The organism is Treponema sp. OMZ 803 (genome assembly GCF_024181165.1).
Taxonomy (GTDB): Bacteria; Spirochaetota; Spirochaetia; order Treponematales; family Treponemataceae; genus Treponema.
In genome coordinates, this window is the sequence record NZ_CP051195.1 from 1680408 (window position 1) to 1701702 (window position 21295).

Annotated in this window: 16 protein-coding genes; 9 read left to right on the plus strand and 7 right to left on the minus strand. The window is 46.8% G+C overall.

Going from position 1 to position 21295, the window contains the following annotated elements:
• Genes ABH09_RS07600 through ABH09_RS07610 form a run of 3 tightly spaced genes read left to right on the plus strand, consistent with a single transcriptional unit; the run spans position 1 to position 2262 of the window.
• Positions 1-480 (plus strand): (2Fe-2S)-binding protein, encoded by a 480-nt coding sequence (locus ABH09_RS07600; protein ID WP_162663727.1) that lies wholly within the window; start codon positions 1-3, stop codon positions 478-480.
• On the plus strand, positions 470-1318 hold the full coding sequence (locus ABH09_RS07605) for an FAD binding domain-containing protein (RefSeq protein ID WP_253713947.1): 849 nt from the start codon (positions 470-472) through the stop codon (positions 1316-1318). Before ABH09_RS07600 ends, ABH09_RS07605 begins: the two co-directional genes overlap by 11 nt.
• A gap of 44 nt (positions 1319-1362) precedes the next feature.
• Positions 1363-2262, plus strand: a complete 900-nt coding sequence (locus ABH09_RS07610; protein WP_253713948.1) for a hypothetical protein — start codon at positions 1363-1365, stop codon at positions 2260-2262.
• A gap of 74 nt (positions 2263-2336) precedes the next feature.
• Here ABH09_RS07610 and ABH09_RS07615 read toward each other — a convergent pair whose 3' ends face one another.
• From ABH09_RS07615 to dnaX, 5 genes are all read right to left on the minus strand, one after another.
• Positions 2337-8789 carry a hypothetical protein gene (locus tag ABH09_RS07615; RefSeq protein WP_253713949.1) on the minus strand — a complete coding sequence of 2151 codons (6453 nt, stop codon included), beginning with the start codon at positions 8787-8789 and terminating at the stop codon, positions 2337-2339.
• Positions 8790-9251: 462 nt separating this feature from the next.
• Complete coding sequence (recR, locus tag ABH09_RS07620; RefSeq protein ID WP_253713950.1) at positions 9252-9842, minus strand: recombination mediator RecR; 591 nt, start codon at positions 9840-9842, stop codon at positions 9252-9254.
• Positions 9842-10153: a YbaB/EbfC family nucleoid-associated protein gene (locus ABH09_RS07625; protein ID WP_253713951.1), complete on the minus strand. Its 312-nt coding sequence runs from the start codon at positions 10151-10153 to the stop codon at positions 9842-9844. The genes recR and ABH09_RS07625 overlap by 1 nt, the downstream gene beginning before the upstream one ends.
• On the minus strand, positions 10150-10638 hold the full coding sequence (locus ABH09_RS07630; RefSeq protein WP_253713952.1) for a DNA polymerase III subunit gamma/tau: 489 nt from the start codon (positions 10636-10638) through the stop codon (positions 10150-10152). The genes ABH09_RS07625 and ABH09_RS07630 overlap by 4 nt, the downstream gene beginning before the upstream one ends.
• Positions 10639-10733: 95 nt before the next feature.
• Positions 10734-11984 (minus strand): DNA polymerase III subunit gamma/tau, encoded by a 1251-nt coding sequence (gene dnaX, locus ABH09_RS07635; RefSeq protein WP_253713953.1) that lies wholly within the window; start codon positions 11982-11984, stop codon positions 10734-10736.
• 125 nt (positions 11985-12109) lie between these two features.
• On the opposite strand from dnaX, the gene guaA reads away from it, so the two are divergent.
• The 6 genes from guaA (at position 12110) to ABH09_RS07665 (ending at position 18756) form a co-directional block, all read left to right on the plus strand.
• Complete coding sequence (gene guaA / locus ABH09_RS07640) at positions 12110-13657, plus strand: glutamine-hydrolyzing GMP synthase (RefSeq protein ID WP_253713954.1); 1548 nt, start codon at positions 12110-12112, stop codon at positions 13655-13657.
• 10 nt (positions 13658-13667) lie between these two features.
• Positions 13668-14285, plus strand: coding sequence for a glucosaminidase domain-containing protein (locus ABH09_RS07645; protein ID WP_253713955.1), 618 nt, complete (start codon positions 13668-13670; stop codon positions 14283-14285).
• Positions 14286-14360: 75 nt separating this feature from the next.
• Positions 14361-16118: an aminopeptidase P family protein gene (locus ABH09_RS07650; RefSeq protein ID WP_253713956.1), complete on the plus strand. Its 1758-nt coding sequence runs from the start codon at positions 14361-14363 to the stop codon at positions 16116-16118.
• Between the two features lie 51 nt (positions 16119-16169).
• On the plus strand, positions 16170-16673 hold the full coding sequence (ruvC, locus tag ABH09_RS07655; protein WP_253713957.1) for a crossover junction endodeoxyribonuclease RuvC: 504 nt from the start codon (positions 16170-16172) through the stop codon (positions 16671-16673).
• Between the two features lie 250 nt (positions 16674-16923).
• On the plus strand, positions 16924-17982 hold the full coding sequence (locus ABH09_RS07660) for a phospho-N-acetylmuramoyl-pentapeptide-transferase (protein WP_162663738.1): 1059 nt from the start codon (positions 16924-16926) through the stop codon (positions 17980-17982).
• A 57-nt stretch (positions 17983-18039) separates the two neighbouring features.
• Positions 18040-18756: a tRNA threonylcarbamoyladenosine dehydratase gene (locus ABH09_RS07665; protein ID WP_371922154.1), complete on the plus strand. Its 717-nt coding sequence runs from the start codon at positions 18040-18042 to the stop codon at positions 18754-18756.
• 27 nt (positions 18757-18783) lie between these two features.
• On the opposite strand, the gene ABH09_RS07670 is transcribed toward ABH09_RS07665, so the two are convergent.
• Together ABH09_RS07670 and ABH09_RS07675 are read right to left on the minus strand one after the other, a co-directional pair.
• Entirely contained in the window at positions 18784-20088 is a 1305-nt protein-coding gene (locus ABH09_RS07670; RefSeq protein ID WP_253713959.1) for an OmpA family protein, read from the minus strand.
• A gap of 472 nt (positions 20089-20560) precedes the next feature.
• Positions 20561-21127 carry a redoxin domain-containing protein gene (locus ABH09_RS07675; RefSeq protein ID WP_162663740.1) on the minus strand — a complete coding sequence of 189 codons (567 nt, stop codon included), beginning with the start codon at positions 21125-21127 and terminating at the stop codon, positions 20561-20563.
• Between the last annotated feature and the right edge of the window lie 168 nt (positions 21128-21295).

Sequence of the window (21295 nt, forward strand, 5' to 3'; positions counted from 1 at the left end):
ATGAGAATACGATTTAATCTGAATAACCAAGCGGTAGAGATTGAAACCGATGCCGATGAGCGATTGTCAGACGTGCTGAGGCGAGATTTCGGCCTGCTCAGCGTGAAGAAAAGCTGTATGCAGGAGACCTACAATTCCTGTACGGTGCTCTTAAACGATCATGCGGTGCCGTCCTGTATAATTCCCATCTTTGCCGTATCGGGGCAGAATATTATTACATTTGAAGCCTTTAGCACTACGCAGGAATATAAAGATATTACCACCGCGTTTGAAAAAGAAGGCATTACGCTGTGCGGTTTTTGCTCTGCGGGTACCCTTTTAACCGCTCACAGTATTGTGCAAAAACACTGGAACCCCACCGACGAACAAATACGCGATGCCTATATCGGAACCGTGTGCCGGTGTACCGATATTGTTTCGATCACCGCAGCGTTAAAACAGGTATGCAGATCAAGGAGGAGCAAGCGGCATGAAAAATAATTATATCGTCAATACCGCAAAAAGCATGGCAGAGCTGTATACGCTGATGCAGAACAATACCGACATTACCCCGCTTGCCGGCACCACGGGATTGCTCAAAGATTGCCATACCGACCGTTTCCTCTTGCCGGAATCGATTTTATTCCTAAAGAATCTTCCCGAACTTGAAACCATCGCCAAACGGGAACGCTTCATAGACTTCGGCGCTGCCGCAACCCTCAATACCATTTTAGAACTGGGAGAAAAAAACGTACCGCAAATTCTCTATCAGGCGATTTCCCTCGCGGCCAATCCCGGTGTCCGTTCACTTGCAACCATCGGCGGAAACATCGCGCAAGCGCCCATGCAAAATTCCTGCCTTATCCCGTTAATCGCGCTCGATACCAAAATCGAAATACGGACACGGAAGGAAACATTTTGGATGCCGCTGATTCAGTATTGCGACGAAAGCAGCACTGTACTGCGCCAGAGCCCACATATTATCCTCCGTGTGCGCGTTCCCTTTGAAGAATGGACTATTTCATATTATAAGCGGCTTGGACCGATCGGTCATATTACTGCCGATACCGCCTCTTTTGTATTTATGGCTCGCACACAGAAAAACCTGCTTTCCGATGTTAAACTGCTGTTCGGCAGCACTCAGCTGATAAAAAGTAAAGAGTTTGAAAACCTTTTAACCGGAAAGGGGCTCCCCATCGACCGGCGAAGCGTCGGCGCATTGATGAAAGAAACCGAAGATATTTTCAGCGATACCTTTTCCGCTGCGGAGATATCCGAATTCCAAAAGGCGTGCTTTTTCAACTTGATTGAAGAGAGTATCTACTTACTGACCAATTAAGCGTACATTGTATCAGAGTTGCTTCTCATGCTAGTATCAACATTATGTTACGGCATACAATACTTTTTATATTACTACTATCCGCCTACACCGCTACAGCAACGAATACACACATACAAGGCCGTATTCCTTCTCCGCTGTACGGTATAACGCTTGATGATGTTTCAGAGCATTCTATCACAGCTATCATAGATGCAATTAAAGCACTACCGGTAAAACCGACAGCACGTATTGTTATTGATGCTGACAAAAAGCCGGCTAATTTTGTTTCACTTCTCGCCGGTATTCACGAAGTCGCGTATATTATGCTTTGCCCATGCGATTCGTATGATATGGCTTTTTATAAAACAGCCGAATCCTATAAGGCGCGTTTTGCCGAATGTGTGGCATATCTCACGCCGTACGTAGATATTTGGGAAATCGGAAATGAAGTCAACGGAGAAGGATGGTTGGGCGATTCGGAGAAATTGATTGCCGAGAAGGTTTATACGGCGTGGAAATACATACATCAGCAAGGTTTTACAACGGCACTTACCGCATATATGGCTGATCCGGATTCTCAAAGTATAACAATGGAGGACTGGCTTTTAAACTATATTCCACCTGATATGCGGAATACACTTGATTATGTATTAGTCAGTTACTATGACGATGATAATGACGGTAAGCATGAAGAATGGCAGAATATGTTCAAAAATCTGTATACTATGTTTCCTAATTCTTTGTTTGGATTCGGTGAATGCGGGTTTGCAAAACCACACAACGCAGGAAAAACCTTCAATACCCAGGCAGATAGATATTATCGTATGCTCCCCTATAACCACCGCTATATCGGCGGCTATTTTTGGTGGTATTGGCAGGAAGACTGTATTCCTCATAAACAAAATTCGCGCTGGAACAAAATAGCCGATAATTTTTTGTGGATGAAAGAACAATACCGCTAAACAAGACAATACAAAAAGGGCACCGTTAAAAACTTCCGTTGATTAACGGTGCCCAAAACTTTTTACCAAAACTTTTATTTTACATATTTCACGACACGGTATATGCTGCCCGGTGTATAACCTACCGCCGCCTTCCATGTTGTTACACTCGCAGGAGCAACGGCAACACAAGCACGTGCATCGCCGGCACGATGTTTCATTGCAGCAGTCATAACATTCCATGCGCCTGTTTGATCCGCAGAACCGTCAGACTTCCATGTTTTTACCAAGCCGGTATCATAATACGCAATTTGGATACCGTCATACGCATTTGTTTTACTCAAATACGCAACGTAGGGGGTTGTACCTTCCATTGTAAGCTCTACCCGTGAACCGTTTTCCGCAATAACAACGCTTTTTCCGAAAGTATAAGCGTCAACGGTAGTACCTGTATTTTTATTTGTGGACTTTACATAGCAAATCTGTCCTTTTGTGTTGCGGAACACAATGTGCAAATAACCGGCAGAGTCGAATTGCGCAGCAAAATAATCCGTTGCACGCCCCGTATTAGCATCGTCTGCAGGAAGTACCTTTTGTACTTTCCAATTTGTAGCTGCTGTGGGCGTTTCGGCATTTGCCCGCGCAAGCCGCAGTGTACCTGTGTCAACATCGGCATAGACAACGACCGGTCTGTTTGAACCGTCCAACGCAAGAGCGCAGTATTCGGCAGTACTGCCAGTACGGGTAAGACTACCTTCAAATTGCCCTGAAGAACCATCCACAAGTTTAGCAACAGTACCGACTCTCTTTAAATTAGGATCAGTTACTAGATCTGTAAGGGTACTGCCGTCCAAATCGACCCATGCTATCTCACTGCGATTATTCTTATCGTCTGCCATATCATATTGACCATTGTGGAAATTAATATCCGCATTCGTTGTTCCCGATTGAACCGTTGAATACTTAACGGATGCTGCCATGGTATCATAATACGCTATATGTATGTTATTATTTTTCCTTGCAATACGGAAGTTCTTAAACTGCTGCAATTGCTTTTGGTGATAAAAAAGTTCAAACCGGTATATTTTCCCGCCATTATCATTGAAAAACAGGAAATTTGGTGCATGGGTATCATAACAATATAAGCCGCCTGCTCTAGTGATGTTTGCTATCCAGTGAGCAGGCAATCCTCCATGATAATTGGCAGAATATAAAATATTTACCGTATCCGTACCACTCACACTGATTGCAGCCTCTTCCGGCGGATCATATCCCCAATAAACGGATTGAGGCGCGTCGCCTAATTTTGAGTAGTATACTTTGGAGTCGGAGTAATTACTGTACGCTGCATATAAATCTCCGTTTGAACCCATCGCCATACTCGGATATTTCGGATTATTGCTGCCTGCAAAATCCTCATCGTCTTTCCATACATCGATTGTCAAATCGTCAGTCCAATATTGAGTTTCCGGACGGTTTGCAAGCTCCTGCCGGTTGTAGGGTTTGCTGTTGTTACTTTTATTGTTAATAGCTTCTACCGCAGGTTTTGTTCCGGCACCGTCAGGATCAACAGTAATAACAATCGAACCGGACTTTGCTGCAGCAGGAAGTGTAAACTTATTACTTGCTACAGCTTGTTCGCTCGTTACATTCGGAATTTTAGCTTTTACAGTTGCGCCTGTTCCGCCGAGATTAAACCCTGTAACGGTAACCATGTCGTTTCGCAGCAGGTTATAAGCGCCCGATGAGGAACGGTTGGTATTATAGGTATCCGGACGTTTCAAGCCTGTAATAAAAGGCACGACGTTTACATTCGTTTTTGCTTCGTTTGCATTATAGCCGTACACAAAAACGTCGTTTACATCAACGGGAACGTTGTTTTCCAGCGTTACTTTATTACCGGATACGCTTGCAAGGCGGGTAAGATATTGCTTTTCACCTTTTGTGAATACAACAAATTGTCCCGGATTTTTACCGGTAAAAACGTCGTTTTGTGCAGAGTTTTCATTTGCTCTGGTAACGCCCGTTACGGCATTAGGCATATTCGCTTTGCCGTCCGACGATACGGTTGTTCCGTCGTGTACGGTTATTTTAATTTCTTGTGCGAGGCCGACGCTCGTTGTTTTTTCCGTATTCCAATCCAAAGTCCATTTGACGTAATAGCCGAGATAGTCGGCGCCAAGCTTTTCAACGGTCAATACGGCGTCGTCTGAAGCCATAGTTCCCGCCGTCCACTTAGTACCGGTATCGGAAAGCGTAGCTGTCAAGGTTTTGCCGGGCAGCACCGCAGTAACCGTATGTATCTTAATATTGTCGTAAGCAAAACCGCGCAAAGTAACTTTCCCTGAAACGGACGAATAACTGTTATTATCCGACGTATTAGCGGTAAGGCCTGTAACGGGAGCAATTTCCACGTGTCCGTTTTTACTGCTGCCCTCATACAAAGAGTTCAAAGAATTATTGTTCGAATCTTTGCCTTCTCCGTTCCAATAGAACGGAAGCATGACCACCTTAGGCGGATTATCGTCAAGGGCGTCAAAGAGCGTATTGATTTTAATTTGGGCAAAAGAGCTCTTTTCAAGCGGGGTTGCGCCGGTCGGTGTACAGCCGCCCTGTGCACTATCCCACAATTCCAGCGTCAATTCTTTGGTTGTTTCGCCTGTAGTATTACCGATCGTATTCAAATTGGCTGGGCTCAATGTTATGATGTCGCCGTTGCCGATATTTTGCATATCATGCCCGGCCAAAACATTACCGGCATATTTCAAATTATATTTTACCTGTCCTTCACCGCCGGTAAATGCAACCTTTATTTTCGAGTGAGTTTTATCTTTAAATGCAAATTTGCTGCTTGTAAAAGTTCCGATAAAATCGAGATCGGAATTTAAAGAACCCGAAAGAGCTCCGTCGGAGGACGTTTCCGCGCCGCCTACGTTGGTAACAAGCGTTATCGAACTCACTGTGAAAGCCTTATTTTTTACCCGCACGTCTTTTTGAGCAGAGTGAATGTTTCCGCTATGATCGGTTACGGTGTAAGTGAGTTTACCCTTGCCGTCGGGTATGGTTGATAAATTGATGTGTCCTTCCCATCTACATAAACCGTCGAGCAGGCGGTATATTTTATTTGAAGGATCAAGTTCGGTCATCGTTACGCTTTGCGACTCGCTTCCTACTTCAAGCTTAGCGGTCACCGTTTGAACGCCCGAGCCGTCATCGTTCGCAACGCCGGGAACGATCCAATCATTTCCGCTGACGGCTTTTACCAATATGTCAGGTTTATAAAGGACATAACTGTATTTTCCGCCGGAAGCAAGAGCGGGGGTAAATGTAACCTTATTACCCGAAAAGCCTGCGGCATTCGTTATACTTACAATTGTATTTCCGACAAGCATTTTCAAACCTGTAGGATTTGATCGTATAGCGTCTGCAAGAGAGGGACTGGTGATGGAATCTATAACTCTGGAGATGGGATCTGTAGCAAAGGTAGCGTTTGCAACATAACCCGTAAATGTCTTGCCGAAATCACCGATGGGGCTATCCTTATCGAAGCGGAACAAAAAGGAACTTTGCGAAGACAAATGTTGAGCATCTTTTTCCCTGATTACTATTGTAACCGAAAAACTGTCACCCGACATACTGCTTATATCAAACGGGAGATTTAATTCATAGCCCGATTTTCCGCCTAAAGAGTAATCCGTAAGCCAACCGGTCGGAACGGCGGTGTACCCCGAATCGAGAGTACCTGCATCCTTTTTTTGATACTTTGTTTCAATAGTGCCGTTTTTAAAGGTAATCTTTACGTCTTGTATTCCCGACGGATCAACCAACTTTGCCGTAAGTTTTTTACCGTTTTTAATCCACATGTTCATGTTGTAATCTTGCGGCGATGACGTGCCCGAGTCATTATCGATCTTTACATCGGTAATCAACGGCGCATCTTTGTCGACGATTATTTTTCTTTTTTCCGTCCATTCGCCCCATACATTGCTCTTATTTTTTGCACGAAGCTTAAAATAGACAGTCTGATTTTGATTGGTTGCATGATTAAAAGCGTTGTCGGCATTTATGCTGATTCTCCAGTCCGCTCCGTCTTGGCCTGCTCCTGCACCGGTATCAGTCGTAATGGGTAATCCATTACCGCCGTTATACCAGTCTTTCGAACCGAATGTTCCATCGGCGGCATTCGCAAAGCTTCCGTCGTGCGAAAACTGAATATACACTTTGTCTACGGCTCCCGCTCCGCCTTTCGGGACATTTGCGGTTCCGAAAATTTGTATCGTACCGCCCACAGTTGCACCTTCTTGCGGCGAACTCACTTTTACAACAGGTTTTGTTCCGTCGGGATCAAAGAGAATCGTTTTTTCATGTACGGCTTTATTCCCTAGTTCGTCTTCCGTAAAAATGTATAACGGTATTTTTTTGTATGTACCGACAGCCGCACCGTGTTCCGATGAGGGGACGTTATCCAAATTTATGTGAATACTCCACGAACCTTTTGTAGAAGTATCAGGAGCATCTTTCATTATTTTCCAGCCGGCAGCAGTATCAACCGTCGGCGTAGAGGGCTTTTTACCCAATATGTACTTAGTTTTTTCGGGATTTACTCCGGCCCATTCATCGCTGATTCGACCCGATACGACAATCTCTCCCGCTTGCGGATCGCTTTCTTCAGGATATACTATTTCAATTGTCGGCCCCGTTTTATCGACGGTAAATTCGGTAGTGTCCTTATCGGTTGAACCGGAACTTGTTTTAGCTAAAAAGTGAATTTTATGGATTCCGTCCGAAAGACCGCTTATAGTAACGCCCGCTGCTTTGTAGCGAGGATCGGTCGGGTCGGCATTGACCTTTGTAAGAATCTTTGACGGATCCGGACTGGCGGTATTTACCGGCGCATCTATGTTGTAATACACCGCACCAGCCGCATCGATACCGGTAACATCCGCTTCTATATCCACAGTTGTATTTTTAAAGCCTTGCGGACGGATCGGCCGTATTCTCGGACCTGTCCCAACGGCAAGGAAATTTATGATATACATCCCATCGTTTACCGAATTGGAATCATCATATTCTTGAAATTTATGCGATTCTTCATCGATAGTATCCGTTCCTTTAACCTTTACGATATAGTACCCCTCACCCCAAGAAGGATCGAATGTACATTTTACACGTAAGTTTCCGTCAGCTACCGTAATCTTACTTGCAATCTTATTCGTATCCGTTAATTCGGAAAATTTTACCAGCGTTTTTTCTTCAAGATTTGTGTTGTTTTTAAAGCTATCTTCTCCAGAACCCGTTCCATTCCATTTGAACAAGACGATTTCAATATTACTGCCTGTATATGCGGTAGGATTGGAAGCAATACCATTTATCAGTGAATCCTTATTCTTATTACGAATAAGCTCTACCGGAAAGGCTGTTTCCGTTCCGGTTTTAAATAACATGGAAGTAGCCTGCGCCAAATTTAATGTATTTTTAGGCAAATTTTTTATGCCGATAACCTTAAATCCCGGTGATGTACTGGGATCCAGTTTAAAGGTGCTTCGCTTTTCTTCCATTTTTATCATTGCCGATTTAAGCGTGTTTAAGGCGTCCGTATCGCCGCGCAAGGCCAGTATCTTTTGGTCGTGTTCGTTTTTATTTGAACCTTTTTTACCGGCAAAATAGTCGCTGATTACCTCCGGGGTGTACCCCTTTGCTATAACATCGGTATAAACATCCTCCCATTGATAATACCAATCGGCTTTATTACCTTCAGTTGATGCCCCCCCCCCAGTACGTTCGCGGGCGTTATCATATAAATAAAATTCGCCTTTGAGCGGCTTTGTTTTATCCTTATCCTGTAGCTCATATAAAGGATCTTTAGGATCTGTTTTGCGGAATACTGCAATTTGAGCGTTTATGTTGTTGCCTACAAACATTGTTTGTATCGGTTCTGCTCCGGTAACACGTACATCAAGCTTTTCTACCGTATTTCTTTCGCCAGCTTGCCCTACAACGGAAAATATGGCTCCATATCCGTCCCATGTCACCGGTGTTTCGTCTTTACCTGCAACCGTTGACGGCCGCTGCACGATAAACACCGGCGGGGTGTTGTCTATTTTGTAGTTCTTAGTAAATGTAGACGGCTTTCCTCCCTTGTCGGTAACGGTAACGATCGCCGTGTATTCACCGTCGGGGATGGGATAGATCTTTACGAGTTCGTGAGGCGGCGCTTCCGTCCCCGTAGGTTCGTTATCTATGGATACAGTCCACTCTGTACTGTCGGCGCCCGGCTTGGAAAGACTTGCCGGAAAAGAACGCGTGCTGTCTTTCGTTTCTATGTTTTCAAAAACGATTGAAACTGCTCGTACGCCTTCGTCGTCCTTTGCCGTTCCTCTCAAAATAAATGAACCCCGTATCGGCGTCTCACCCGCATCGGGATAGATAATCTCCCCGCTCGGCGGAAGGATGTCGATTTGGCTGCCTAAGCCCGGTTTACAGGTAAAACCTGCAATAGCAGTTAATATAATCAGTACAACAGATATTGCGCGATTCATCTTTTTCATAAGCTTTTTTCTCCGCTCCATTTCGCAAGCGTTCTTACCACGCATACTCCGGTGATAAAAACGCACTATAATAGACCTATTCGATAAATGCGCTTTCGAATAGGTCGACGAGTTCTAAATCGCACAAATAGCACGATTTAGAACATCGCATTTCAAGGTACCCTGTTCAGAAACGGAAGTTTCCGAACAGGTTTAATTTCTTCTGCGCTTCTCTGCGGCAGAACCTTACCGTCTTGCTTTCCCGTCTAATCGGTAACGCATAACCGGCACAACTTTCTGCTATCCCGCCTCTCATATAGACAGCAATAGCTCAGAACTTTAATGTTGTTGTTAATGATAAACTTTTTTGTACGATTACTTTTACAAATAACTTTTAGGGGGGCGGCGGATTACCGCATATATTACTAAATATTGCCCAATATATACTGGTAATTCTGACCTTTGTCAAGCGAAAACTAAATCTTAAATCTTTATCCTGCCTTTAAAGCTGCGCATTAGAGTCAGTTTGTCGGTGTACTCCAAATCGCCGCCAACCGGCAGACCCGACGCAAGGCGAGTAACCTCGACGGGAAGATCGCGCAATACTTTTTGGATATAGAGGGCGGTGGTATCCCCTTCGATGGTCGGATTGGTTGCGAGGATCACCTCTTTTACCGCCGTACCGTTGCCGATTCGTTTAACGAGACTTGCGATGCGGAGTTGCTCCGGTCCGATGCCTTCAAGCGGCGCGATAACACCGCCGAGCACGTGAAAAAGCCCCCTGTACTCGCCTATGCTCATCAGAGTAGAGACATCCTGCGGCTGCTCCACGACACAGATACAGGAGCCGTCCCGCGTGGGATCGCTGCAAATGTCACATACGTCTTGATCGGTAAAAGCCCCGCACACCGGACAGGGTTTGATGCTGTCGTGAAGCTTGTAGAGACTATCCGCCAGCCGGTGGGCATAGGGAGGATCCTGCTTGAGAATATGATATGCGAGCCGGGCGGCGCTCTTTTTTCCGATACCCGGCAGGCGGCATAAATTGTCGATAAGGTCTTCAAGCGCGTTCATTACGACGGCATTCCTCCCGCAAGTGCAGCGAGCGGTCCCATCTTTTCTTTCAGCGTTTCCTTAATTTTCTCTATTGCATCGGTATGGGCGGAGCGGATCAGATCCTGCAGCATCGGGATATCGCGATTATCGACGGCGATTGGATCCAGTTCAACTTTTACCATATCGAAGGTACCGCTCAGCGTTACCTTTACCAAGCCGCCGCCCGAAACACCTTGCACGCGGAGCGATGCCAGTTCTTCTTGCATTTTCCCGAAATGAGTCTGCAAATCTTTTGCGTTTTTCATCAATTCAAACGGATTTATGTTCATTCTTCTTCCTCCGGTTCTTCTTCAACCGCTTTTTTTTGTATGTCAACGATGCTGCCTTTTATGTTACGCAGTACCATCTCTACCCGCGCGGGGACGGCTACTTTTTGCGCCGTCTCTGCTTGAGCGAGCGTTATCTGTATTTTCAATTCTTTGCCGTAAAGCTCGGCTGTTTTTCGGGTTAGGATATTCTTTTCTCGCTGCAGCTGCTGCACTTCAAAAGGCGTATGCACGGCCATATACAGCACACCGTCCCGTTCGATCCAGTTGAGCGTTTTAGCGACTGCCGCCGACAACATCGTATGTTCTATGAGTAGATGCTGAACGAGCGCTTCTTTGAGTTCACCGATATTTTGCACACGGGGCGGCGACGGGGTTTCCACTAGCGGCTGCCGCACTGCCGAAGGCTGAGGTACCGTTGTCGGATGGCGAATCTGCGGCGTCGGCGGCGACTGACGTCCCACTGCCGGCGGGTTAATTTGCTGCACCGGCGGCGACTGAATCTGCGAGGTGCCGGCTATCCCGACCGGAGCATTGACCGGTATCCCGGCCGATGCGGTGTTTCCGTAAGTACCGGCAGCTTTCAGCGAAGAGAAGCCGCCGGTCTTAAAAAAGGGGAGGCAGCCCCGCCTTTTTGCGGCGCCCCGCTGCCGGGCAGTGCTCTGGTTGCCGTGTGAGCCGCTGTGGGTACGCCTGCGAGCAGCGCTTGAGCCGCATCAAAGGCTTCTTTCAGTTCCTTTGGAGAAACATAGTCGGAAAGCCATGCAAGGCGGGAAACCGTTAATTCCAGTTCATAACGAGGATTGAGCGAGAACCGGAGATCTCTGAAAAGCTGCAAAAACAGATACAGCGCGCGCTCAAGCTGCTGCGCACCCCAGCCTGTCAGTATTTCCTGCGGAAACCGATCCGCGCGCTGCCCGATCAAAGCTTCTTTTGTAATGCCTTGCTGTATCAAGAGGAGACTGCGGAGATAGTTGGTGCAGTCTACCGTAAATTGCTCGGTGGAAACTCCGTTTTGCAGAATAGTATCAAGGGTGAGCAGCGCGGCGGCGGCATCCTTTTGAACGCAAGCAGTCAGCAAGGCACCGATCGAATCGGTACCCGTTAAACCGAGCGTGCTCTGTATTTTTTCAAAGGTGATATGCCCGTCCGAAAAGGCAGCCACCTGATCGAACAAAGTGTAACAATCGCGCACGCTTCCGGTAGCCTCACGCGCAATCCAGTACAGCGCCTCGTCGTCAGCTTCAATATGCAGCTCCGCTGCCGCCTCCGCCAATGCCTGTTTAAGCACCTCAACATCGACTAATTTAAAATTGAAGTGTTGGCAGCGGCTTTTGATGGTTGCCGGAACCTTGTGCAGTTCGGTTGTTGCAAAAATAAAGATAACATACGGAGGCGGTTCTTCAATCGTTTTCAGCAACGCATTGAAAGCACTTGTGGAAAGCATGTGGACTTCGTCGATAATGTAGATTTTATACCGGCTGGTATTAGGCGGAAAGAGGATTTCGTCCTTAATTTGACGCACATCGTTGACGCTCGTATTCGATGCGCCGTCTATTTCGATAACATCGATACTTGAACCCGCCGTAATTTCGCGGCACGAGGTACAAACTCCGCAGGGAGTAGCGACCGTTCCCGTTTCACAGTTGAGTGCCTTGGCTAAAATACGCGCCGAACTGGTTTTACCGCATCCGCGCGGCCCCGAAAAAAGATACGCATGGGCTATTTTCCCCGCTTCAATAGATTTTTGCAGCGTTGCCGCAACAAAATCCTGCCCTAATAAATCTTCAAATCGCTGAGGCCTGCGCCGTGTCGCCGTTACTTGGTACTCCATCCGAGCATAATATCATAAATCGAGGTTTGGATAAAGTATTTACTCACGTAAAAATCTAACGGAAAGCCTTGACATCTAATCGAAAGGCGCCTTGTCTAACAAGTCATACACTGATATAGTACACTATGCACACAGAAAAAATTATTATCCTTGATTTCGGAGGGCAGTATAGCCAGCTCATTGCCCGCCGTGTCCGCGAATGCGGAGTATATTGTGAAGTGCTTCCTTTCGACGCAGAACTTACCCGTATACAAAGTAGTGATTTAAAAGGAATCATCTTAACCGGAGCGCCTGACTCCGTATATGCCGAAGATGCGGCAACCTGCAATCCTGAAATATTCAACTTAGGGGTACCGGTGTTGGGTATCTGTTACGGAATGCAGCTGATGACGTATTTGCTCGGCGGAAAAGTGCAGCCGGCAGAAAAAAGCGAATTCGGTAAGACAGAGCTGTACACCGGCAAAGATGCGGCAGGTGCAGCGCTTTGGAAAGATTGTCCGGCAGACTCCATCGTGTGGATGAGCCATAACGACAGCGTATCCGCCCTTCCCCAAGGCTTTACCGTTATTGCGAAAACGGATAACTGTCCTATCGCCGCCATGGCAAATACCGAGCGCAAATGTTACGGCGTACAATTCCATCCCGAAGTCTTACACTCCGTATACGGCACACAAATGCTCAAAAACTTTGTGCGCGGTATTTGCGGATGTACCGAAGTCTGGAACGCCGCAACCGCCGCCGATTCGGTTATTCAGGAAATAAAACGAAAGGTCGGAAACAAAAAGGTTATTTCGGCTCTGTCGGGCGGAGTTGATTCCTCCGTTGCTTCGGTACTGGTACATAAGGCTGTCGGCGATCAGCTTACCTGTATTTTTGTCGATCACGGACTTTTACGCAAAGATGAGGCGACACAGGTGCTGAAAACCTACCGCGAAACACTCGGCCTTAACATCATCCATGTCGATGCCTCCGAGCGGTTCTTAAAAAAACTTGCCGGAGTGACCGAACCCGAACGCAAGCGGAAGATTATCGGTGAAGAATTTATCCGTGTTTTTGAAGAAGAAGCGAAAAAAATCGGTACGGTTGACTTTTTGGTACAAGGAACCATCTATCCCGATGTTATTGAATCCGGCGGCAGTAAAAAGGCAGCGGTCATAAAATCCCATCACAATGTCGGCGGACTCCCCGAACATATCGACTTTAAGGAACTGATTGAACCGCTGAGGATGCTATTTAAGGACGAGGTGCGGGCGCTTGGCACGGCGCTTGGTATTCCCGACGAACTGGTCAAGCGGCAGCCATTCCCCGGCCCTGGACTTGCGGTGCGTATCTTAGGAGAGATTACTCCCGAACGGCTGCATTGGGTACGCGAAAGCGATGCCATTCTCCGCGAAGAGATTGCGCAGGCGGGCTTGGCGGATTCTATTTGGCAGTATTTTACCGTATTCCCCAATGTCCGCACGGTCGGCGCCATGGGCGACGGCAGAACGTATGACAACCTCATTGCGATACGGGCGGTAACCTCCGTCGATGCGATGACGGTTGAGGTCGCAGAAATTCCGTATCCGCTGCTGCAAAAGATTACGCTCCGCATCATCAACGAAGTCAAAGGCATCAACCGCGTAGTGTATGACATTACGCCCAAACCGCCCGCAACCATTGAATGGGAGTAACGCCATCCGTATGAATGCCAAACCCTTTCGCATAAAGCGTTTTTTTAACCATCCTTTTGCGCTTATTACCCTGCTTGCAGTATTTCTTTGCTTTTCATGCAGGTCGGTTCCCCCGTCCATTCCTAAAGCGATTATGGGTACCGGACGCATGACGCAGGAACAACTCGTTTCGTTCTTTTTAATGCAAACCGCATTAGCGCAAACAGAAGAAGTTGATCAGGAAAAAGTCGAGCGGTTGGCAGGGTATTATGTGAAAGAATCCTCAGCTGAAGGAATCAATGCCGATATCGCTTTTGTGCAGATGTGTTTGGAAACCGGCTTTTTACAGTTCGGCGGATTGGTAACTGCAGACATGAACAATTTTTGCGGACTCGGCGCCATCAACGCAGAGAACCCGGGATTGGCGTTTCCCGACGAGCAAACGGGAGTCAGGGCGCATATTCAGCATCTAAAAGCATACGCCAGCGCCGAACCGCTCAACCTTCCTGCCGTAGATCCGCGTTATCGCTATGTAAATCCGAAAGGCAAGGCGCCGCATATTTATAACCTTGCCGGAACGTGGGCATCGGATCCTGCTTACGGGCATAAAATAGACCAGCTACTGCGCCGTATGTACGCAGGATTGTAGAGAAAATATAACCGGTAACCTCTAAAAAACTCAATTTTCGAGGTTACTTTAAATTGATTTACGAAGGAGATCACTATGACAATAGCTGAACGTATTAACGTATTACGCAATAAAATGGCGGAATGCGGCTTCGACGCGTATTATATTCCAACCGCCGACCCGCATCAGTGTGAATATCTTGCCGAACACGATAAGACCCGCGTCTTTATTTCCGGCTTTACCGGATCTGCGGGCGCCGTATTGGTTACAAAAGACAAGGCCTTTTTATGGACTGACGGCCGGTATTTTTTACAAGCTGAAAAAGAATTGAAGGGAAGCGGTATCCTTTTGCAAAAGAGCGGAGAGCCGAATGTACCGACCGTATTTGAATATCTTGCACAAACGCTTCCAGCGGGAAGTACGATCGGTATGGACGGGAAAGTGATGGCGCTTAATTCGTTTGCACAGTTTAACTCGTCGCTTCCCGATATGAAGTTTGTTATCGACCGCGATCTTATCGGGGAGATGTGGACGGATCGTCCTGCACCCGTATTAAGCGCCGCCTTTTTACTCGATGTCCGCTACACGGGAAAATCCACATCGGAAAAAATCAAAGAAGTCCGCGCGGCACTTCGGGAAAAGAAAGCGGAGGCAACGGTTATCGGGGCTTTGGAGGATGTTTGTTACCTTTTTAATATCCGCGGCAACGATATTGCATGTACGCCGGTTGTTACCGCCTATGCCTTGGTTGATATGCAAAGCGCACGGCTTTACATCGACGCGCGGCAAATGACGGATGAGGTGAAGGCGGCGCTGGAAAAAGAAGGCGTCTCCGTTGCGCCTTACGAAGCGGTTTTTGCCGATGCCGAAAAGCTGCAGGGTACGGTCTACCTTGATCCCACACGGACAAATATCTTCTTACGCAACAAGATTAAAGCGGATATCATAGAAGGCCTTAATATCACCTCTTCGATGAAAGCGGTGAAGAACGAAACCGAAATTAAAAATTACCGGAATGCATTCCTCAAAGACGGCATCGCGATGGTTAAAATCCTCAAATGGGTAGAAGATCATGCCGATAGCGGCGTTACCGAATGGGATGTTTCCGAACAGCTGCTGCGCTTCCGTGCCGAACAGCCGGACTTCATAGAGGCGAGCTTTACCACGATTGCCGGATACGGAGCAAATGCGGCGATTATCCACTACGGGCCTAAAAAAAATACTGCTGCTACCTTGCAGCCCAAAGGCTTTTTACTGCTCGACTCGGGCGGACAATACAAAGACGGGACAACGGATATCACCCGTACTATCCCGCTCGGACAGCTCACCGCGGAAGAAAAAGAGGATTATACGCTGGTGCTCAAAGGGCATATCCAGCTCGCCTTAGCCCGATTTCCCGAAAACACGACCGGCTATAAGCTTGATATTCTTGCCCGCAATCCGCTCCGGAAATACGGCAAGGACTATAAGCACGGTACCGGACACGGCGTCGGGTATGTGCTGTCCGTTCACGAAGGGCCGCAGAATATCGGGCTCCGCTATAGTGACGCTCCGATGAAGGCGGGCATGATTACCTCCAACGAGCCCGGCTTTTACTGCGCTGGCAGTCACGGTATCCGCATCGAAAACCTTACGCTGACAAAGGAATGGAAAACAACGGAGTACGGCACCTTCTTGGAATTTGAAACGCTGACGCTCTGCCCGATCGACACACGGCCGGTAGTGAAGGAGCTACTGCTTCCTGAAGAACTCAAGTGGCTGAATGATTATAATCAAGCGGTTCGTACTGCGCTGGATCCTCATTTGGATGAGGAACATCGTGCATTCTTAAAAGTGCGGACACAGGCGCTGTAATACGCAAATGCGTGCTTTAACCGGCGTTAATATGGTAGGAAAATAAGGAGAATGGCGGAACAGCGGACAGCCGCAGGACGGATTATAATGGGGATCGACCCCGGACTTGCCCATACCGGCTACGGCATTATTACTGTGTCCGGCAGCAGGATGCGCTGTATTGATTACGGTGTTATTCAAACGGAGGCGGGACAGGTACAGGGGAACCGGCTGCTCATTGTCTTTGACCGGCTCACGGAGCTTATCCGCACATACCAACCTGCCGCCGCCGGTATCGAAACGCTCTATTTCGCAAAAAACGTAACGAGCGCTTTGAGCGTTTCGGAAGCACGCGGCGTGACGCTGCTTGCCTTAGCGCAAGCAGGTGTTCCCGTCTTTCAATACGCGCCGAACGCTATTAAAAAAGCAGTTACCGGCATCGCACAGGCGGAAAAGCAGCAGGTGCAGCTCACGGTACAGTTACTGCTCGGCCTTAAAACGATACCGAAACCCGATCACGCCGCCGATGCGCTGGCGGCGGCGATTACATACGTAAATACAGTACCTACCTTTTGAAATATACGGCATATCTGCGTTGTCGCTACGCCGAAATAAATGCTCAACGTATACCCGATACGTCTCCGCTTTATTTCGGCTAGGCTCCTAGCATCTACGCCGTCTATTTCAAAAGGCTTACGGAAAGCGTATTTTCAGAAGCGCTGGCTAAGGAGAACCGCCACTCTCTATGATGGGAACTTGGTTGATGTGTTTATCCTGGAGCAAGCGAAGGGTTGTTTTTTTTATATGGGCTGTATATACTGTTCCAATGCTTTTTTATTTATCGGGGCTTCTTTCTTCATTCTACGGCCCCATGCGGCTTTTACAATCATATCTCGTACTTATTTCAATTTCATTTTATGTAGGCTTTTTTTTAACGGTATTCATTTTACCGCGCTTTTATGGCCGTTTGCCGAAAGACAGAGGAAAGGAATTCGGTATTTCTCCTGAGGCAGCAAAAGGAAAACCGACCGGCGGCGGGGTCGTATTTATTACGATTTTTGTCGTTATGATTTTCCTGCTGATCATGCCTTCGGGTACGCAAATAGCGGTACTGGTTTTAACATGGTTGGTGATGCTCACCGGCTATCTTGACGACCGGTCGGTTAATCCGTGGGGAGAATACCGAAAAGGTGCATTGGATTTACTGTTGTCGCTGATTACGGCGGCAGTACTCTTTCATTGGTATTTTGACGATTCCATTTCTTACTGGATTCCGTTTATGAGTCAAAGTATCGCGGTACATCCTGCCATATTTTTTACGGTCTCCGTTTTAATTTTATGGTTTTCCATCAATACAACGAACTGCACCGATGGAGTAGACGGACTTTCCGGAACCCTCATTTTGATGGCGCTTATTTCGCTTGGTATGGTTTTCTATTTTATTATCGGGAACGTAAAAGTTTCAGAATATCTGCTCATTCCGCATCGGGTAGACGGCGCGCAGTGGGCACTCATTTGCTTTAGTCTTTCCGGCGTACTGATGGGATATCTGTGGCATAATGCCTATCCAAGCAAGGTGATGATGGGAGATGCAGGTTCCCGTGCGCTCGGCTTTTTTATCGGCGTATTGGTCATTATTTCGGGCAATCCCTTTTTACTGTTAATGACCAGCGGAATGATTCTCCTGAACGGCGGCACAGGCCTTGTTAAAGTGGCGTTATTACGCTTTTTTCATATCCGTATTTTTAGGAATATCCGGTTCCCGCTCCATGACCACATGCGGAAAAACCTTCAATGGTCATCCACGCAGGTACTGATAAAGTTCCTTATTTTACAACTGCTGATTACGCTTGCCGTATTTGCAGTTCTATTCAAAATTCGCTAAGCCTTGTTCGAATCTGATATCAAGAGTGCCACGCACGGCATCTACGATGCACACAATATCGGCACGGCTGTACAGGACGAGCCTGACCCGCTGTTTATCCGGAGCAAAGCGCTTATCGGGGCGGAAGGTGTTAACCGGCTTCGTAAATTGCGGGTTGCAGTATTCGGTATCGGCGGTGTTGGCGGGTATACGGTCGAAGCCCTTGCACGCGCCGGCGTCGGAACACTGTATCTCGTTGACGGCGATACGGTAAGCCCTTCAAACCTTAACCGGCAGCTCTATGCGCTTACATCTACCATCGGACAGTACAAAACCGCTGCTGCTGCCGCGCGAATCGCCGATATAAACCCGGCGTGTACAGTTCATCAGATCGTGCAGCACATTCTCCCCGATGCGGACGGCTCTCTTTCTTTTTTACCTTTCTTATCCGACATCGATTGTATTGTCGATGCGGTTGATACGATTTCGCTTAAAGTTGCACTGGCGGCAGAGGCGGAAAACCGCGGCATTCCAATCATAGCGGCAATGGGTTGCGGGAATAAGCTCCGCGCAGATTTATTTCAATTTGCCGACATTTACGATACTGCTGTTTGTCCCTTGTGTAAAACCATGCGCGAACTGCTAAAAAAACGGGGAGTAAAAAAGCTGCGGGTGCTATATTCCAAGGAGGTTCCTGCTGTCCGCAGCCGTCCGCCAAGCTCGGTTTCATGGGTACCCGCCGCAGCCGGCATTCTGCTTGCAGGCGATCTACTCAATCAGATATTACAATCTTAAACGACAGGACAGTGCGGAAAGTATCGGCTATTTTTCCAGCACGGTGATTTCAACACGGCGGTTCCGTGCTCGGTTCGCTTCCGTAGTATTAGGCGCAATCGGTTTTTCTGCGCCGAACCCGCGTGTAAAAACATGGTGTTGTTCTCTCACCCCAAGTTCTACCAGATAATTTGCAACAGCCGCTGCCCGCTGCTCAGACAGTATCTGCCTCGCTTCAGCCGTACCTGCTAATGCCGTATGCCCCGAAATCAATAGTTCATAATCAGGGTATGCACCCAATAACTTTCCTATTTTTTCAATCTTTTCTTTTTCGGCTGGAAGAAGACGTGCAGAATCAGGTTCAAATTGGATATTTTCAAGACTGATGGTAATTCCTTCATCGGTTTTTTCTACGGTAGTATTCGAAATCCCCATATCACGGATGTTTTTATCCAGTACTCCTGCTATTTCCTCTTTATTCATACGCTGCAACATCGTAATTTCGGCCTTTGCGGTACCGCGATATTCTATTACCGCCCCCGTGTTTAACTCCATCATTATGGTAAATACTTCATCATAATAGGGAAGAATACCTGCATTACTATCCCAATAGAGTCGCTGTTTTGAATAGCCCATGGTGCGGACAGGATACAGCATCGGCAATGTTGCACTTCCGTTTCTTTTATTCTGGATATTTTTTAATGGAATATCATAATAAAGATCATAATTTACTTCTATTAATTGATAGTTTTTTCCTTCATGCGCGGCAAGACCTTTGTATGTGTAAGTAACGTCGATAGGAACGACAAAAGGCTTTTGAATATTAAAGTTATCCCGCAGATCATGTGCTTCGCTTGCAGAGTGCTGCCAACTTTCCCCTATTTTTACATCATGCTGAGGGAAAACCGGTACATTCCGCACCACCGGCATAAAATACTGTTCATCGATAGTGTAAATGCCGAATTCATCTCGGCGAAATACGCTCGGATATTCGCGTCCCCACGAGAACGTCCTGTTGCTGTTTTGCTCGCTTGTCATAAAAGTACAGGTATGAAGCGCGGAGGAAGGCTTTCCGTTTGATGCCGGTTGAACATCCGACACTTCCACGGTAACACGGTTGGTGATATAAGCCTGATGCGCAAATTGCCCGTTCAAGTACACATCTTCAGTAACGGTAGAATTGATCCGGTAGGTATCTCCATCCCTAAAGTTGAAACGGAAGATTTCGGAATACAGCGGAGATAATCCTCCTATTACAAAAAAAACGCCTAAAAAGAGAAGGCGTGAAAAACGCATCCGGGGAAAATGTTTAAGCCTGTTCATAGTATTCGAAAAAGAAAAAAGTAATTGCATACCGTACCCTAATATTTTCATAATTTTTTGTAAATATGTAACCTTTCTTTTTTTGTCTGTTTAAGTGGTGTATATTGCGATACGTACTATCAAAGAGTATTCAATGTACCTCCTTTACAGTTGCCCTGTAGGATTTTTTCCTCCTTTTGCCTACAGGGTTTTTTCTTTTTCAAGCCCCCGGATAATGAACACCTACCATTCGCATTAAAGCTGACAGTGCAGGTGAATTGAATGGTCACCACCCGTTATATATAGGGCATCTCTAAAAACTCGGTTAGATTTTTAGAGATGCCCGACGAGTTTTAATTTAAGTCTTTATACTATAATGACTTAAATTAAAACATCGCAAGTAAATCCAAGGAAAACCTCTAAAAACCTGATTCGCAATCCGCTTTAGCGGATATGATAAATCATTTCCTTACAGAACAAGCCGATAGGCTTGATGTTTTTAGAGGTTTGCAAGCAGCCGCTTTTAGATTTTTCCAACTAAGTCGATAGAAGGATACAGCGTTTTTTCGCCGGGGCGCCATTTGGCAGGGCATACCTGATCACCGTGTGCTGCAGTAAACTGAGCAGCCTGAACCTTGCGCAGCAATTCGGAAGCATCGCGACCGATACTCGTGTCGTGTACCTCATAAGCTTTAATGATACCGTCGGGATCGACGACAAAAGAGCCGCGGAGCGCAACCCATGTTTCAGGTACAAGGATGCCTAAAGAAGATGCAAAAATACCGGCTTTATCAGCAATCATTTCATAAGGGAGGCCACCGATTGTCGCGCTCGCATCAGCCCATGCCTTATGCACAAATTCGCTGTCGGTAGAGACGGAAAAGACTCTACATCCAATCTCCTGAAATTCCGAATACAGCTTACCCAAATCGGCCAACTCGGTAGGACACACAAACGTAAAGTCTGCAGGATAAAACATAAACACAGCCCAATTACCCAACAACGATTTACTCGACACAGTCGTAAACTTTCCCTTGCAATAGGCAGGCAAAGTAAAATCAATAATCTTTTTTCCGATTAAATTTTCCATAAAAAGCTCCTATAACTTGAATTGATAATCGTTACGATAATAGTGAAACACCTGCTAAATGTCTAGTACGACGCAAACGCACACGTTGATACGCGAATCTTCGAAAGAAACTTTGACAGCTAATATATCCGGCATGGAGGCGGTGGTTAGAGCAAAAGCGATATTTCA

Excerpts from the sequence above, each read along its gene's own strand:
- ABH09_RS07600 (WP_162663727.1), top strand. The coding sequence starts at position 1 with ATGAGAATACGATTTAATCTGAATAACCAAGCGGTAGAGATTGAAACC.
- ABH09_RS07605 (WP_253713947.1), top strand. The coding sequence starts at position 470 with ATGAAAAATAATTATATCGTCAATACCGCAAAAAGCATGGCAGAGCTG.
- ABH09_RS07610 (WP_253713948.1), top strand. The coding sequence starts at position 1,363 with ATGTTACGGCATACAATACTTTTTATATTACTACTATCCGCCTACACC.
- ABH09_RS07615 (WP_253713949.1), bottom strand. The coding sequence starts at position 8,789 with ATGAAAAAGATGAATCGCGCAATATCTGTTGTACTGATTATATTAACT.
- recR (WP_253713950.1), bottom strand. The coding sequence starts at position 9,842 with ATGAACGCGCTTGAAGACCTTATCGACAATTTATGCCGCCTGCCGGGT.
- ABH09_RS07625 (WP_253713951.1), bottom strand. The coding sequence starts at position 10,153 with ATGAACATAAATCCGTTTGAATTGATGAAAAACGCAAAAGATTTGCAG.
- dnaX (WP_253713953.1), bottom strand. The coding sequence starts at position 11,984 with ATGGAGTACCAAGTAACGGCGACACGGCGCAGGCCTCAGCGATTTGAA.
- guaA (WP_253713954.1), top strand. The coding sequence starts at position 12,110 with ATGCACACAGAAAAAATTATTATCCTTGATTTCGGAGGGCAGTATAGC.
- ABH09_RS07645 (WP_253713955.1), top strand. The coding sequence starts at position 13,668 with ATGAATGCCAAACCCTTTCGCATAAAGCGTTTTTTTAACCATCCTTTT.
- ABH09_RS07650 (WP_253713956.1), top strand. The coding sequence starts at position 14,361 with ATGACAATAGCTGAACGTATTAACGTATTACGCAATAAAATGGCGGAA.
- ruvC (WP_253713957.1), top strand. The coding sequence starts at position 16,170 with ATGGCGGAACAGCGGACAGCCGCAGGACGGATTATAATGGGGATCGAC.
- ABH09_RS07660 (WP_162663738.1), top strand. The coding sequence starts at position 16,924 with ATGCTTTTTTATTTATCGGGGCTTCTTTCTTCATTCTACGGCCCCATG.
- ABH09_RS07670 (WP_253713959.1), bottom strand. The coding sequence starts at position 20,088 with ATGCAATTACTTTTTTCTTTTTCGAATACTATGAACAGGCTTAAACAT.
- ABH09_RS07675 (WP_162663740.1), bottom strand. The coding sequence starts at position 21,127 with ATGGAAAATTTAATCGGAAAAAAGATTATTGATTTTACTTTGCCTGCC.